Raw genomic sequence first — 15,110 nt, 5'->3', positions numbered from 1 at the left:
GCCCCCGCCGGCCCAGGCGGGGCCGCTCGGCCCTCCCCCCCCCCCCCCACCCCGGACACCCCCCCCCCCCACCTCCCCCGCCCCCGCCCCCCCCGCCCCCCGGGCGGCGCGGCTCCTTCGTTTTCCGCGACGATGCGAGCACACCGTAATTCGGGCAGCGGAAATCCACTGCCACCGAATTACTCTTCTTTGTATACGGCGTCCGTGTTAATGCCGCAGGCTCGGCGTGTTTACGGCATGTTGCGAAGTCCTCACACGTTCCGCCGCGGCGGAGAAACGGAGGCGGTGCGCGGCCGTGGTGCGTTCGGTGTGCAGGGCGGTGAGCGCACGCGCGCGCTCGCCGTCGCCACGCGCCACCGCGTCCACGATCGCGCCGTGCTCCGCCCAGGAGTCCACCGGGCTCGGCGTGGCGTCCACCGTGTACATCCAGGCGATCTTGTGCCGCAGCTGGGTGAGCATCGAGGTCAGCGAGGGGCTGCCGGAGGCCTGGGCGAGCGTCTCGTGGAACCAGCCCCCCAGCGAGCGCAGATCCTCGCTGTGACCTCGCCGGGCCCGCTCCTGGCCCAGCCGGACGAGGCCGCGCAGCACCTTCAGATGGGCCTCGGTGCGCCGCTGCGCGGCCCGCGCCGCCCCGAGCGGCTCCAGCAGCATCCGCATCTCCAGCAGGTCGGCGGCCTCCTGCTCGGTCGGCTCGGCCACGCACGCGCCCGCGTGCCGGCGGGTCACCACGAAGCCCTCGGCCTCCAGGGTGCGCAGCGCCTCGCGGACCGGGACCCGGGAAACGCCGTAACGGCGGGCCAGGACATCCTCGGTGAGGCGGCCGCCGCGCTCGTAGACACCCGCGACGATGTCGTCCCGGATGGCCGTGCACACCGAGTGCGCCGGAATACGCATGACCGACCTCCGCCTTAATCCCCGTGAAACGTCGACGATGGACGTGTGTTCCGTGACTCTATTGCAATGAGCCGGAATTTCCGACGGCGGGCCGGAATCCAGGGATATTTTTTGGACAGCGGATCAGGCGGACACTGCGAAAAACGGCGAAAGCCCCGGCCGATGGGCCGGGGCCGCCGATGCCGGGCGAGGCCGGGTCAGACGTTCACACCGTGCGTGCGGAGGTAGGCGACGGGGTCGATGTCGGAGCCGTACTCCGGGGTCGTACGGGCCTCGAAGTGCAGGTGCGGTCCGGTGACGTTGCCGGTCGCGCCGGACAGCCCGATGTGCTGGCCCGGGGTGACCTTCTGACCGACCGTGACGCCGATGGACGACAGATGCCCGTACTGGGTGTACATGCCGTCAGCCATCCGGATCACGATCTGGTTGCCGTACGCGCCGCCCCAGCCGGTGGAGACGACGGTGCCGGAGCCGACCGCGAGCACGGGCGTGCCGGTCGCCGCGTGGAAGTCGATGCCGGTGTGCGAGCCGGAGGACCACAGGGAGCTGCTGGCCTTGTAGCCCGTGGAGACGTAGGAGTGCGCTATCGGCGCGACGAAGGCGTTCAGCCGCGCGCGCTCGGCCGCGCGGGCGGCGCGGGCCGCGGCCACGCGCTCCTGCTGGGCCTTCTGCGCCGCCGCCCGCTCGACCGCCTGCTGCTGCGCGGCCTCCTTCTGGGCGGCCGCCTGCGCGTCGATGTGCCGGGCGACGTCGTCGCTGACGGTGAGGACCGGGGTGAGGCCGGTCTGCTCGACGGAGTTCTCCGTGGCGAGCGCCGGAGAGGCCGCGAGGGTGCCGATGACCCCGGTGGTGGTGAGGGCCGCGACACCGGCCGCCTGAGCGGTGGTGCGCTTGACCCGGCCGGGCTTGCGGTGCTTCCCGGTGGCGCACATGAACGCCATGAAGTGGCTGTTCCTTTCCTTCCCTCTCGCCTACCGGGTTAGCTGACGGGTTCGGAGCAGGAAGGTCTCCTACGGACCCCCTCGCTCACGCGCGGGCGTCCGATTCACCCCAGGGACTGCTGTGGGTCCCCGGCTCCCCTGGCTCGCGCCGTACGGGGACTCGGCGATGGCTGTCCGGTGCCGCGGGCGCGGCGCACTGTCTACCGACGAACAGCCCGGACGACGCTAAGGGGCGGCGAAGTCAAACCCCAAACAGATCACCGTTTTTGTAGTGCATCCCACAGGGCAGACGGGCAACCTCCGTCCCAAACCGGGCATCTGGGGAACACGGTGCAACAGCCGGGAATGCCGTGGGGCCCTGACGGCCCGTAGGTCGTCAGGGCCCCACGCCCGTGCACTGCCGCCGGGCCGTGCCCGGCCGCCGCGCGGCGTTCGGCTACTCGGCCGCCACCACGGTGACTTCGCCGATGCCGAGCGCCTCGACCGGCGCCTTGATCTGCGCAGCGTCACCGACGAGCACGGTCACCAGGCGGTCCACCGGGAAGGCGTTCACGACGGCCGCCGTGGCCTCCACCGTGCCCGTCGCGGCCAGCTGCTGGTACAGCGTGGCCTGGAAGTCGTCGGGCAGGTGCTGCTCGACCTGGTCGGCCAGGGTGCTCGCGACGGCCGCCGCCGTCTCGTACTTCAGCGGCGCCACACCGACCAGGTTCTGCACGGCGACGTCCCGCTCGGCGTCGGTCAGGCCCTCCGCCGCGAGGGTGCGCAGCACCTTCCACAGGTCGTCCAGGGCCGGGCCGGTGTTCGGGGTGTCCACCGAGCCGCTGATCGCGAGCATCGACACGCCCGTGCCGTCCGGAGCCGACCTGAGGACCTGTCCGAAGGCGCGCACGCCGTAGGTGTAGCCCTTCTCCTCACGCAGGACGCGGTCCAGGCGGGAGGTGAGGGTGCCGCCCAGGCAGTAGGTGCCGAGCACCTGCGCGGGCCACACCCGGTCGTGCCGGTCGGAGCCGGCCCGGCCGATGAGCAGCTGGGTCTGGACGGCGCCGGGCCGGTCCACGATCACCACGCGCCCGGTGTCGTCGGCGCTCACCGGCGGCACGGGGCGCGGCTCGCCCGGGGTGCCGGTCCAGGCGCCCAGGGTGTCGCCGAGCAGCGCGTCCAGGTCGACACCGGTGAGGTCGCCGACCACCACCGCGGTGGCCGTACCGGGGCGCACATGGCGGTCGTAGAAAGCGCGCACGGCCGCCGCGTCGATCTTCTCGACGGTCTCCTCGGTGCCCTGTCGCGGCCGGGACATGCGCGAGGTCGCCGGGAACAGCTCCTTGGAGAGTTCCTTGGCGGCGCGCCGGGAGGGGTTGGCCAGCTCGTGCGGGATCTCGTCCAGGCGGTTGCGGACCAGCCGCTCGACCTCGCTCTCGGCGAAGGCGGGCGCGCGCAGCGCGTCGGCGAGCAGGCCGAGGCCCTTGGCCAGACGGGAGGCCGGGACCTCCAGGCTGAGCCGGACACCCGGGTGGTCGGCGTGCGTGTCGAGGGTGGCACCCGCGCGCTCCAGCTCGGCCGCGAACTCCTCGGCGGAGTGCTTGTCGGTGCCCTCGGAGAAGGCCCGCGCCATGATCGTGGCCACGCCGTCCAGGCCGGCCGGCTCGGCGTCCAGCGGCGCGTCCAGCAGCACCTCGACGGCGACGACCTGCTGTCCGGGGCGGTGGCAGCGCAGCACGGTCAGGCCGTTGCCCAGCGTGGCGCGCTCCGGGGCCGGGAACGCCCACGGCCTGGCCTCGCCCGGCTGCGGCTGGGGGTGGAACTCCATGGTGGCGAGCTCGGTCACTTGGCCGTCTCCTCGTTCTCGTTACCGGCCTCTACGGTGGCTTCCTGCTCCGGGTCCTCGCCGCGCCCCGCCTCCTCGGTGTGCTCGGCGGACTCGGCGGACAGCGGCTCGTAGACCAGCACCGCGCGGTTGTCGGGGCGCAGCCGGGCCTTGGCGACCTCCTGGACCTCCTCGGCGGTCACCTCCAGGACGCGCTGGACGGCGGTGAGGGCGAGCTGCGGGTCGCCGAACAGGACGGCGTACCGGCACAGTTCGTCGGCGCGGCCGGCGACCGTGCCGAGCCGGTCCAGCCACTCGCGCTCCAGCTGGGCCTGGGCGCGCTCCATCTCCTCCGGCGTGGGGCCCTCCTCGGCGAACCGGGCCAGCTCCTCGTCGATGGCGGCCTCGATGACCGGCACCTCGACGTCACCGGAGGTCTTCACGTCCAGCCAGCCCAGGGAGGGGGCGCCCGCCAGGCGCAGCAGGCCGAAGCCGGCCGCGACGGCCGTACGGTCGCGGCGCACCAGACGGTTGTACAGCCGGGAGGACTCGCCGCCGCCGAGCACGGTCAGGGCCAGGTCGGCCGCGTCGCACGCGCGCGTGCCGTCGTGCGGGAGGCGGTAGGCGGCCATCAGGGCGCGCGCCGGGACCTCCTCGACGACGACCTCGCGCAGCTGCTCGCCGATGATGTCCGGCAGCGAGCCGTCGCGCGGGGCGGGCTTGCCGTCGTGGGACGGGATCGAACCGAAGTACTTCTCGACCCACGCCAGGGTCTGCTCCGGGTCGATGTCGCCGACCACGGAGAGCACCGCGTTGTTCGGCGCGTAGTAGGTGCGGAAGAACTGGCGGGCGTCCTCCAGGGTGGCCGCGTCCAGGTCCGCCATCGAGCCGATCGGCGTGTGGTGGTAGGGGTGGCCCGCGGGGTAGGAGAGGGCGGTCAGCTTCTCGAAGGCGGTGCCGTAGGGCACGTTGTCGTAGCGCTGACGGCGCTCGTTCTTGACGACGTCGCGCTGGTTCTCCATGGACTCGTCGTCCAGGGCGGCCAGCAGGGAGCCCATGCGGTCGGCCTCCAACCACAGGGCCAGCTCCAGCTGGTGGGCGGGCATGGTCTCGAAGTAGTTGGTGCGCTCGAAGCTGGTGGTGCCGTTGAGCGAGCCGCCGGCGCCCTGCACCAGCTCGAAGTGACCGTTGCCCTTGACCTGCGCCGAACCCTGGAACATCAGGTGCTCGAAAAGGTGAGCCAGGCCGGTACGCCCCTTGACCTCGTGGCGGGAGCCGACGTCGTACCAGAGGCAGACCGCCGCCACGGGGGTCAGGTGGTCCTCGGAGAGCACCACGCGCAGACCGTTGGCCAGGCGGTGCTCGGTCGCTGTCAGGCCCCCGGAGCCTGCCTCGGCTGTGGTCGTGTGACCCATGGGCATGTACGTCCCTTCGCGAGCGGAGGCGGTTGTGGAAACCGCGCTTTTCCTGCCGGTCCTGCCACTGTATGCAAAGCGTGCGGGGGCCCGGCGAAGTTCCCGCGGGACGTACGCCCACAGCGGATCACGTAGCCTGCGACACGCGCGCCGCGCAGCGGCTCACCGGCACCGGCCGGGACCGCACGGACCGGGCCGTGCCCGCGTTGTCGGTGGCACGGTCCACAATGGTCCGCGACAGATCCGTCAACCGCTTCAGCAGCACGAGCGAGCCGAGGGGTGCGCGTCCCGTAGGCGAGCGAACCGATCAGGAGGAGCCGGCAGCGATGGCCCGCCGCAGCACGAAGACCCCGCCGCCCGACGATTCGTACGAGGAGAAGATCCTCGACATCGACGTCGTGGACGAGATGCGTGGCTCCTACCTCGAGTACGCCTACTCGGTCATCTACTCGCGCGCCCTGCCGGACGCCCGTGACGGTCTCAAGCCGGTGCACCGCCGGATCGTGTACCAGATGAACGAGATGGGCGTGCGTCCCGACCGCGGCTATGTGAAGTGCGCCCGCGTGGTCGGCGAGGTCATGGGCAAGCTGCACCCGCACGGCGACGCGTCGATCTACGACGCCCTGGTGCGCATGGCGCAGCCGTTCTCCATGCGCCTGCCGCTCGTCGACGGCCACGGCAACTTCGGCTCGCTGGGCAACGACGACCCGCCGGCCGCCATGCGGTACACCGAGTGCCGGATGGCCGAGGCGACGGGCCTGATGACGGAGTCGATCGACGAGGACACCGTCGACTTCACGCCCAACTACGACGGCCAGGAGCAGGAGCCGGTGGCCCTGCCCGCCGCCTTCCCGAACCTGCTGGTCAACGGCGCCTCCGGCATCGCGGTCGGCATGGCGACGAACATGCCGCCGCACAACCTGCGCGAGGTCATCGCCGCCGCCCGGCATCTGATCAAGTACCCGAACGCGGACCTGGACGCGCTGATGCGGCACGTCCCCGGCCCGGACCTGCCCACCGGCGGCCGGATCGTCGGGCTGGCCGGCATCCGCGACGCGTACGCGACCGGCCGTGGCACCTTCAAGATGCGCGCGACCGTCTCGGTCGAGGCGGTCACCGCCCGCCGCAAGGGCCTGGTGATCACCGAACTGCCCTTCGCGGTCGGCCCCGAGAAGGTCATCGCGAAGATCAAGGACCTGGTCAACGCGAAGAAGATCCAGGGCATCGCGGACGTCAAGGACCTCACCGACCGCGAGCACGGGCTGCGCCTGGTCATCGAGATCAAGAACGGCTTCGTGCCCGAGGCGATCCTGGAGCAGCTGTACAAGCTGACCCCCATGGAGGAGTCCTTCGGCATCAACAACGTCGCCCTGGTGGACGGCCAGCCGCTCACCCTGGGCCTGAAGGAGCTGCTGGAGGTCTACCTCGACCACCGCTTCGACGTGGTCCGCCGGCGCAGCGAGTTCCGCCGCGGCAAGAAGCGGGACCGGCTGCACCTGGTCGAGGGCCTGCTGACCGCGCTCGTCGACATCGACGAGGTCATCCGGCTGATCCGGTCCAGCGACAACTCCGCGCAGGCCAAGGAGCGCCTGATGCAGCGGTTCTCGCTGAGCGAGGTGCAGACGCAGTACATCCTCGACACGCCGCTGCGCCGGCTCACCAAGTACGACCGCATCGAGCTGGAGGCGGAGAAGGACAAGCTCACCGCGGAGATCGCGGAGCTGACCCGGATCCTGGATTCCGACGCGGAGCTGCGCAAGCTGGTCTCGGCCGAACTGGCCGCGGTGGCGAAGAAGTTCGGCACCGACCGGCGTACGGTGCTGCTGGAGTCCGCGGGTGCCCCGACGGCCACGGTGCCGCTCCAGGTGGCCGACGACCCGTGCCGGGTGCTGCTGTCCTCGACGGGTCTGCTGGCCCGTACGTCGACCGCCGAGCCGTTCGCGCAGGAGGAGGGCGCCAGGCGGGTCAAGCACGATGTGATCGTCTCGGCGGTCCCGGCGACCGCGCGGGGCGAGATCGGCGCCGTGACCTCGGCGGGCCGGCTGCTGCGGATCAACGTGGTCGACCTGCCGCAGCTGCCGGACACCGCGGCCGCGCCGAACCTCTCGGGCGGTGCGCCGCTGGCGGAGTTCGTCTCCCTGGAGGACGACGAGACGGTGGTCTGCCTGACCACGCTGGACGAGTCCTCCCCGGGCCTCGCGCTCGGCACCGAGCAGGGTGTGGTCAAGCGGGTGGTGCCCGACTATCCGTCCAACAAGGACGAGTTGGAGGTCATCACGCTCAAGGAGGGTGACCGGATCGTCGGCGCGGTGGAGCTGCGCACCGGCGAGGAGGACCTGGTCTTCATCACGGACGACGCCCAGCTGCTGCGCTTCCAGGCCTCCATCGTCCGTCCGCAGGGCCGCCCGGCGGGCGGTATGGCGGGCGTCAAGCTCACCGAGGGCGCGAAGGTCATCTCCTTCACGGCGGTCGACCCGGCCGCCGACGCGGTGGTGTTCACCGTGGCGGGCTCGCGCGGCACGCTGGACGACTCGGTGCAGACGACGGCCAAGCTGACCCCGTTCGACCAGTTCCCGCGCAAGGGCCGGGCCACGGGTGGCGTGCGCTGCCAGCGGTTCCTGAAGGGCGAGGACTGTCTGGCGCTGGCCTGGGCCGGCCCGGCTCCCGCGCGCGCGGCGCAGAAGAACGGTTCCCCGGCGGAGCTGCCGGAGCTGGACCCGCGCCGCGACGGCTCGGGCACCTCGCTGCCGAAGACGGTGTCGGTGGTGGCGGGGCCGGTGTTCTAGTACGCCTCGGCGCCGGCGTTCTGGTACGCGTCGGCGCCTGGCTCCTCCTCGGAGCCCTGCACATAGCGCAGGACGCCCCACATGCCGTGCTCGTCGGCGTGTGGGGCGTCGTTCACGCACCCCTTAAGCTCCTTGCCGAGGGCGTCCGTCTCGATGCCGGAGCCGATCAGCACGAGCTTGCTGCCCCGGGCGTCCCCGGCCGGCCAGGGCTCGGGGTAGAAGCGCAGGAACCGGCCGACGGCGTGTACGGCGTACCGGTTGCGGGTGTCGTACGGCCCGAAGTCGACATAGCCCTTGATCCGGTACAGCCCGTCGGGCCGGCTGTCCAGGAAGCGCATGAGCCGGCGCGGCTCCATCGGCTGCTCGGAGGCGAAGGACAGGCTGTCGTAGCCGGTGTGGAGATGACCTGCGTGCTCCTCGTCACCGGTGTGTTCGTGCAGGTCGTCGAAGGACAGCTGCCCGATCCGCTCCTCACTGGGCCGGCAGTCGAACAGGAACTCGGGGTCGATGCGCCCATAGGTGGCGGGCACGACGGCGGCACGGTCGGTGAGCGAGCGGACGAGGCCGAGGACGCGGTCGGGATCGGTGGCCCGGTCGAGCTTGTTGACCACGACCAGGTCGGCGAGGGCGAGATGCCGGTCGATCTCGGGGTGCTGCGCGCGCGTGCCGTCGAACTCGGCGGCGTCGACGACCTCGACCAGGCCGCCGTAGACCACCCTGGGGTGCTCGCTGGCCAGCACCATCCGCACGAGTTCCTGGGGCTCGGCGAGCCCGCTCGCCTCGATGACGATCACGTCGATACCGGCCGCGGGCGCGGCGAGCCGGTCCAGGTAGACGTCGAGTTCACTCGCGTCGACGGCACAGCACAGGCAGCCGTTGCCGAGCGAGACGGTCGAGTCGCCGAGCGCGCCCGCGACGGCCATCGCGTCGATCTCGATGGCTCCGAAGTCGTTGACGATCGCCCCGATCCGGCTGCCTCCGCTGCGGTGCAGCAGATGGTTGAGGAGGGTGGTCTTGCCGGAGCCGAGGAAACCGGCGAGAACGACGACCGGGATCTGCTGCGGGCTACGGCTCTGCTCCGGGCTGCGGCTGCTGTCCAGGCTGTACGTGCTGTCCGGACTGTGCGCCAACCTGTTCCCCAACGGGCGACCTCTCTCCTGTCTCCTGCGGACCGGCTGCCGGTCCAGGATAGGAGGGCGGTGGGGCACGTGGGGCCTGTGCACCCGGAAGGGGCCTGAGTACCCTGGGCGTCAGCCTGCGGCGGGGACCGCGACCGGCGGCTCCGGGCCCACATACCGCGCCACCGGGCGGATGATCTTCGGGTCGGCGGCCTGTTCCAGGATGTTGGCGCTCCAGCCCACGACGCGACCCGCCGCGAAGGTGGGGGTGAACATCTCCCGTGGCAGGCCGCACAGCTCCATGACGACGCCGGCGTAGAACTCGACGTTGGTGTGGAGTTCGCGGCCCGGCTTCAGCTCGGCGAGGATCGCCTCGACCCGGTGCTCGACCTCGACGGCGAACTCCACCCGCGGCCCGCCGAAGCCCAGGGCGATCTCGCGGAGCATCCGGGAGCGGGGGTCCTCGGTCCGGTAGACGGCGTGGCCGAAGCCCATGATCCGGTCTCCGGCGAGCACCCGCTCGCGGATCCAGGGGTCGATCCGGTCCGGGGTGCCGATGGCGTCCAGGGTGTCCAGGGCCCGGCTGGGCGCGCCTCCGTGCAACGGTCCGGACAGGGCGCCGACGGCACCGGTCAGGCAGGCCGCCACATCGGCGCCGGTGGACGCGATGACACGGGCGGTGAAGGTTGATGCATTGAATCCGTGGTCAATGGTTGAGATGAGGTATTGCTCGACCGCACGGGCCCGTCGCGGCTTGGGTTCCGTCCCCGTCAACATGTACAGGTAGTTGGCCGCGTACGAGAGGTCCGCCCGCGGGTCTACCGGTTCGAGGCCCTGGCCGAGGCGGTACAGCGCGGTGAGGAGCGTGGGTACGGCCGCGCACGCGACCAGGGTGTCGGCCCGGCGCCGGTCGGCGTCGAGGTCGTAGACAGGCCGGAAGCCGTGTGCCGCGCCCAGCAGGGACAGCGCGGTGCGCAGGCCCGCCAGCGGGCCGGAGAGGCGGCTCGCCGCCGCGATCGCGGGCAGCGCCGCCCCGACCTCGTCGGGCAGCCGGCGCAGTGCCGCGGTCTCGGCCGCGAAGGCGGCGCGGCCCTCGGCGTCCGGGAGCCGGCCGTGGACCAGGAGATGCCAGACGTCCTCGAAGCCGCGGCTCTGCGCGAGTTCGACGGCCGAGTACTGGCGGTAGTGGTAGAAGCCCTCGCGTCCGCGGACGTCACCGATCTCGGTGTCGGTGACGACGACGCCGGCGAGGCCGCGCGGTACGTCGACAAGAGGGGTTGCAGCCCTGTTGATGGCCATGATTCTCCTCCCTGAAGTTGATTCGACTGTCCACGCTTGACGCTTTTTCTGTCAATGTTGATTTAATCAACGTACGACTATCAACCCGTGCAGAGGCGACTACGGTGACCCCCATGCGCGATCACGAAACCGCTCCCGGCCGCGTCGGCCGCCGGCTGACCACCAAGGAGACCGCCGAACTGCTCGGCGTGAAGCCCGAGACGGTGTACGCGTACGTGAGCCGCGGGCTGCTCAGCAGCAGACGCGAACCGGGCGGCCGCGCCAGCACCTTCGAGCCCGCGGAGGTCGAGGCCCTCGCCCGGCGCCACCGGCGGGAGAGCGCGGGCACCCCGGGCTCGGGCGGCGACCTCTCCGTCCGGACCCGGATCACGCTGATCGACCAGGACCGGTACTACTTCCGTGGCGTCGACGCCACGGAGCTGGCCGCACACCACACCTACGAAGAGGTCGCGGAGTGGGTCTGGACGGGCCGGCTCACCCCCGGGGTGGCCTTCTCCGCGCCCGAGGCGACCGTCAGGGTCGCCCGCCGCGCGGTGAACGCCCTGTCCGAGCACGCCTCCCCCATCGACCGGCTGCGGGTGGCGGCGATCGCGGCGGCTGCCGAGGACCCGCTGCGCTTCGACCTCTCCGAGGACGCCGTGCTGAACACCGCGCGGACCCTCATTCCCACGCTCGTCGCCGCGCTGCCGCCGGTGCTGCGCGACCACGCGGACGGCGCCCCGCTGGCCCACCGCCTGTGGAGCCGGCTCACCGGCCACGCCCCCGACGAGGCCTCGCTGCGCGTGCTGGACACCGCGCTCGCCCTGCTCATCGACCACGACCTGGCCGCCTCCACGCTCGCCGTACGGGTCGCCGCCTCCGCCCGGGCGCATGCCTACGCGGCCGTCTCGGCCGGGTTCGGCGTCCTGGAGGGCCCGCTGCACGGCGCCGCGAGCGGGCTCGCCCACCGGCTGCTGCTCGACGTGCTCGACCAGGGCACCGCCGTGCCGGTGATCGCCGACGAGCTGCGCGCCGGCCGCCGCGTCCCCGGTCTCGGCCACCGGCTGTACGCGGGCGAGGACCCGCGCGCGCGGGTGCTGTTCGGCCTTCTGGAGCAGCTCCCGCGCGCGGAGCCGGCCCTGCTCGCGGCCCGCGACATCGTCGCCACCACCGCCCGCCACCGGCCGCTGCACGCCAATGTCGACCTGGCCCTGGCCGTCTTCACCGCCTCCTCCGGCATGCCCGCCACGGCCGGCGAGACGATCTTCGCGGTCGCCCGCACGGCAGGCTGGATCGCGCATGCGCTGGAGGAGTACGGCGAGCGCCCGCTGCGCATGCGCCCCGTCGGTCACTACGTCGGGCACCGCCCGCCGCAGCCCCTGCCGGAGTAGGCGTCTCCGCGCCCGCGGGAGCCGCTCGCGCAGGACACGGGCACGGCCGGAAGTCACCGCGGGGAAAGTCAGGTTAGGCTCACCTGTGTGAGTAGGTGTGCGACCGTCTCCCGGAGCCTTGACGAGCCGGTGTCCGGAACGGCGGCCACGGCGACGACGTGGCTGCTGCTGGAACAGCCGGGCCCGTGGGGTGCCAAAGCACTCACTTCGAGCCATCTGGACCCCGCGCTGGGCCGGGCGCTGGAGGCCGCGGCCGAGGGAACGGGCGTGCGTGTCGCCCTGATCCGGCACCCGGGGCGGCACGCCGACCCCGGCACTCCCCCGGTGCGGCAGGTGTTCGCCGCGCACACCGTCCCGGGTCGGGTGTGGGTGCAGAGCGCCACCACCCGTGATCCGGGCCGGCTGCTCGGCCTCGACTTCCGCGCGCTCGGGGCGGGCGACCACCGTTCCTTCGGAGCGGCGCTCGGCGGACGGCCGTACACCGGCGACCCGCTCGCGCTCGTGTGCACCAATGGCAAGCGCGACCGCTGCTGCGCCCTGCTGGGACGTCCGCTCGCCGCCGAACTGGCCGCCTCGGGTGTCCGCGGGGTCTGGGAGGTCACCCATCTGGGTGGACATCGCTTCGCGCCGACGGTGCTCGTCCTGCCGTACGGCTACGCCTACGGCCGCGCCGAGGCGCACACCGTCAAGGCGGCGCTGCACGGCGCCCGGGACGGGCGCGTGGTCCTCGAGGGGTGTCGCGGGTGCTCCGCCTGGGAGCGGCCCGGCCAGGCGGCCGAGCTGGCCGTCCGGTCGGCGGCGGACGAGTACCGGGCGGGCGTGCTGAGCGTCGTACGGACCGAGGGCACCGCCCCGCACTGGGAGGTCACCGTCGAGCACGCGGACGGGCGCCGGTGGCGGGTCACCGTGGCACAGGGCGCCGCGCTGCCGCCCCGTCCGGAGAGCTGCGGAGCGGCGGTGCTCGGCGCTCCCGCGCGGATGGACGTGATGGCGGTACGCGAACTGCGGCCGACCGCGCTGGCGAGCTGACAGGCCGGCTCTTCCCGGCATGGGGCAGGAGATCCACGCCACACCCTCTGGGTGCGTCGGGGCTTGCCACGTACCGTCGTTCCATGAGCCCCACTCCCCCCGTACGCCGGCTGCGTCTCGGTCTGCCCCGGCGGGTGTTCTCGCAGGTGCTGCTGATGCAGGTGGCGATCGCGGCGGGGGTGGCGGTGCTCGCGACCGGGCTGTTCCTCGCGCCGCTGAGCAAACAGCTCGACCACGAGGCGATGCGCCGCGCGCTGGCCATCGCGCAGACGACCGCCCAGGACCCGCAGATCGCCGCCGGCGTACTGACCACCCCGCCGAGCAGAAACGGTCCTGTGCAGCGGGAGGCCGAGCGGATCCGGCATGCCACGCACGCCGAGTACATCGTGGTGATGGACCACCACGGGGTGCGCTGGTCGCACCCGACCCCGGGGCAGATCGGCCACCACGTCTCCACGAGCCCGCATGACGCCCTGGCCGGCCAGGAGGTCATGGAGATCGACAAGGGCACCCTCGGCCGCTCGGCACGCGGCAAGGTGCCGCTGTACGACGCCCGGCACCGCATCGTCGGCGCCGTGTCGGTCGGCATCGCCTACGACAGCGTCCGAGCCCGGCTGATCAGCGCGATACCGGGGCTGTTCGCCTACGCCGGCGGTGCGCTGGCGGTGGGCGCGCTGGCCGCCTGGCTGATCTCCCGCAGGGTCCAACGGCAGACCCGGGACCTGGCCTTCTCCGACATCTCCGCGCTGCTCGCGGAGCGCGAGGCGATGCTGCACGGCATCCGGGAGGGCGTGGTCGCCCTGGACCGCGGCGGCCGTATCCGGCTGCTGAACGACGAGGCCGGACGGCTGCTGGGCATCGGTGACGAGGCGGTCGGGCGGACCCCCGACGAGGCGCTGGGCGCGGGCCGTACGACGGATGTGCTGGCCGGCCGGGTCACCGGCACCGACCTGGTCACCGTGCGCGGCCAGCGCGTGCTGATCGCCAACCGCATGCCCACCGGCGACGGCGGCGCCGTGGCCACCCTGCGCGACCGCACGGAGCTGGAACAGCTCGGGCGTGAACTCGACTCCACGCGCGGGCTGATCGACGCCCTGCGCGCGCAGGACCACGAGCACGCCAACCGGATGCACACCCTGCTCGGGCTGCTGGAACTCGAGATGTACGACGACGCCGTGGAGTTCGTCGGCGAGGTGGTCGGCGACCACCGGGTCACGGCGGAGCAGGTCACCGAGAAGATCCAGGACCCGCTGCTGGCCGCACTGCTGGTCGGCAAGGCCACCGTGGCCGCCGAGCGCGGTGTCGCCCTCTGGGTGACCGACCGGACCCGGCTGCCGGACCGGCTGATCGATCCGCGGGGCCTGGTCACCGTCGTGGGCAACCTCGTGGACAACGCCCTCGACGCGGTCGCGGGCACCCTGCACGCGCGCGTGGAGGTCGAACTGCGCGCACAGGGCCGGACGGTCGTCCTCCGGGTGCGCGACACGGGCCCCGGCATCCCGCCCGAACAGCGGGAACTCGTCTTCACGGAGGGCTGGTCGACCAAGCAGCCGCCGGCCCACGGCAAGCGGGGCATCGGGCTCTCCCTGGTGCACCGGCTCGCCGAGCGGCAGGGCGGGAGCGCGGTGGTGGGCACGGCGGACGGCGGCGGCGCGGAGTTCACCGTGGTCCTGCCCGAGGCACTGGCCGAACCGGAACTGGCACCCGCGGGGCTCGACGAACCCCTCAAGAGTGCCGCCGTCGCCGAGGAGGAGGCGTGATGATCGAGGTCCTGGTCGTGGACGACGACACCCGGGTCGCCCAGGTGAACGCCGCCTATGTGGAGAAGGTGCCCGGCTTCCATGTGGCCGGCGAGGCGCACAACGCGGCCGAGGCGCTGCGCCAGGTGGAGACACTGCCACGGCTCGACCTGGTGCTCATGGACCACTATCTGCCCGACGAGACCGGTCTCGCGGTCGTCCAGGAGATGCGCCGGCGGGGCCACCAGACCGACGTGATCATGGTGACGGCGGCGCGGGACATGTCCACCGTGCAGGCGGCGATGCGGCACGGGGCGGTGCAGTACCTGGTGAAGCCGTTCGCCTTCGCCGGCCTGCGGGCCAAGCTGGAGGCGTACGCCGGGCTGCGGCGCACCCTCGACCGGGGCGGCGAGGCGGAACAGGCGCAGGTGGACCGGATCTTCGGGGCGCTGTCCGCGCCGGCGGAGCCCGACCTGCCCCCGGGGCACTCCCCCACGACGGCCGATCTGGTGCGCCAGGCGCTGATCCATGCCTCCGGGCCGCTGTCCGCGCAGGAGATCGCCGCGCGGACGGGGGTGAGCCGGCAGACCGCCCAGCGCTATCTCAAGCTCCTGGAGCGCACCGGACGGGCCCGGCTGACCCTCAAGTACGGCGACGCGGGCCGCCCGGAACACCGTTACGTGTGGGCGGCCCGCGTCTGAGCGCGGCTCAGGAT

At 72.4% G+C, this 15,110-nt stretch carries 11 protein-coding genes and 1 riboswitch; of the genes, 5 read left to right on the top strand and 6 right to left on the bottom strand.

What is annotated here, in order from left to right:
• Positions 1-207: 207 nt before the first annotated feature.
• The 4 genes from ACFVIU_RS03910 to ACFVIU_RS03895 form a co-directional block, all read right to left on the bottom strand.
• Entirely contained in the window at positions 208-894 is a 687-nt protein-coding gene (locus ACFVIU_RS03910; RefSeq protein WP_385840447.1) for a GntR family transcriptional regulator, read from the bottom strand.
• Between the two features lie 197 nt (positions 895-1,091).
• On the bottom strand, positions 1,092-1,835 hold the full coding sequence (locus ACFVIU_RS03905) for a M23 family metallopeptidase (protein ID WP_385840446.1): 744 nt from the start codon (positions 1,833-1,835) through the stop codon (positions 1,092-1,094).
• A 12-nt stretch (positions 1,836-1,847) separates the two neighbouring features.
• Positions 1,848-2,011: riboswitch (cyclic di-AMP (ydaO/yuaA leader) on the bottom strand.
• A 260-nt stretch (positions 2,012-2,271) separates the two neighbouring features.
• On the bottom strand, positions 2,272-3,660 hold the full coding sequence (locus ACFVIU_RS03900) for a M16 family metallopeptidase (protein WP_385840445.1): 1,389 nt from the start codon (positions 3,658-3,660) through the stop codon (positions 2,272-2,274).
• The gene (locus ACFVIU_RS03895) at positions 3,657-5,060 is read right to left on the bottom strand and encodes a M16 family metallopeptidase (protein ID WP_385840444.1); all 1,404 of its coding nucleotides are present in this window, start codon (positions 5,058-5,060) and stop codon (positions 3,657-3,659) included. The genes ACFVIU_RS03900 and ACFVIU_RS03895 overlap by 4 nt, the downstream gene beginning before the upstream one ends.
• Before the next feature lie 320 nt (positions 5,061-5,380).
• On the opposite strand from ACFVIU_RS03895, the gene ACFVIU_RS03890 reads away from it, so the two are divergent.
• On the top strand, positions 5,381-7,840 hold the full coding sequence (locus tag ACFVIU_RS03890; RefSeq protein ID WP_385840443.1) for a DNA topoisomerase (ATP-hydrolyzing) subunit A: 2,460 nt from the start codon (positions 5,381-5,383) through the stop codon (positions 7,838-7,840).
• Here ACFVIU_RS03890 and ACFVIU_RS03885 read toward each other — a convergent pair.
• Positions 7,837-8,940, bottom strand: coding sequence for a CobW family GTP-binding protein (locus ACFVIU_RS03885; protein ID WP_385840830.1), 1,104 nt, complete (start codon positions 8,938-8,940; stop codon positions 7,837-7,839). The genes ACFVIU_RS03890 and ACFVIU_RS03885 overlap by 4 nt on opposite strands.
• 150 nt (positions 8,941-9,090) lie before the next feature.
• The gene (locus tag ACFVIU_RS03880) at positions 9,091-10,257 is read right to left on the bottom strand and encodes a citrate synthase/methylcitrate synthase (RefSeq protein ID WP_385840442.1); all 1,167 of its coding nucleotides are present in this window, start codon (positions 10,255-10,257) and stop codon (positions 9,091-9,093) included.
• Positions 10,258-10,370: 113 nt separating this feature from the next.
• Between ACFVIU_RS03880 and ACFVIU_RS03875 the strand changes: the two genes are divergently transcribed.
• The 4 genes from ACFVIU_RS03875 (at position 10,371) to ACFVIU_RS03860 (ending at position 15,096) form a co-directional block, all read left to right on the top strand.
• Positions 10,371-11,627 carry a citrate synthase gene (locus tag ACFVIU_RS03875; RefSeq protein ID WP_385840441.1) on the top strand — a complete coding sequence of 419 codons (1,257 nt, stop codon included), beginning with the start codon at positions 10,371-10,373 and terminating at the stop codon, positions 11,625-11,627.
• A gap of 87 nt (positions 11,628-11,714) precedes the next feature.
• On the top strand, positions 11,715-12,656 hold the full coding sequence (locus ACFVIU_RS03870) for a sucrase ferredoxin (protein ID WP_385840440.1): 942 nt from the start codon (positions 11,715-11,717) through the stop codon (positions 12,654-12,656).
• A gap of 83 nt (positions 12,657-12,739) precedes the next feature.
• A complete protein-coding gene (locus ACFVIU_RS03865) occupies positions 12,740-14,416 on the top strand; it encodes an ATP-binding protein (protein WP_385840439.1) in 1,677 nt (558 codons plus the stop codon).
• Positions 14,416-15,096 (top strand): response regulator, encoded by a 681-nt coding sequence (locus tag ACFVIU_RS03860; RefSeq protein ID WP_385840438.1) that lies wholly within the window; start codon positions 14,416-14,418, stop codon positions 15,094-15,096. The genes ACFVIU_RS03865 and ACFVIU_RS03860 overlap by 1 nt, the downstream gene beginning before the upstream one ends.
• Positions 15,097-15,110: the final 14 nt, after the last annotated feature.

The sequence above is a fragment of the Streptomyces sp. NPDC127190 genome, from assembly GCF_042672505.1.
GTDB lineage: Bacteria > Actinomycetota > Actinomycetes > Streptomycetales > Streptomycetaceae > Streptomyces.
This window is presented reverse-complemented; position numbering and strand designations above follow the sequence as displayed.

Coding starts and splice junctions, on each gene's coding strand:
- ACFVIU_RS03910 (WP_385840447.1), bottom strand. CDS start 894: ATGCGTATTCCGGCGCACTCGGTGTGCACGGCCATCCGGGACGACATC.
- ACFVIU_RS03905 (WP_385840446.1), bottom strand. CDS start 1,835: ATGGCGTTCATGTGCGCCACCGGGAAGCACCGCAAGCCCGGCCGGGTC.
- ACFVIU_RS03895 (WP_385840444.1), bottom strand. CDS start 5,060: ATGCCCATGGGTCACACGACCACAGCCGAGGCAGGCTCCGGGGGCCTG.
- ACFVIU_RS03890 (WP_385840443.1), top strand. CDS start 5,381: ATGGCCCGCCGCAGCACGAAGACCCCGCCGCCCGACGATTCGTACGAG.
- ACFVIU_RS03880 (WP_385840442.1), bottom strand. CDS start 10,257: ATGGCCATCAACAGGGCTGCAACCCCTCTTGTCGACGTACCGCGCGGC.
- ACFVIU_RS03875 (WP_385840441.1), top strand. CDS start 10,371: ATGCGCGATCACGAAACCGCTCCCGGCCGCGTCGGCCGCCGGCTGACC.
- ACFVIU_RS03865 (WP_385840439.1), top strand. CDS start 12,740: ATGAGCCCCACTCCCCCCGTACGCCGGCTGCGTCTCGGTCTGCCCCGG.
- ACFVIU_RS03860 (WP_385840438.1), top strand. CDS start 14,416: ATGATCGAGGTCCTGGTCGTGGACGACGACACCCGGGTCGCCCAGGTG.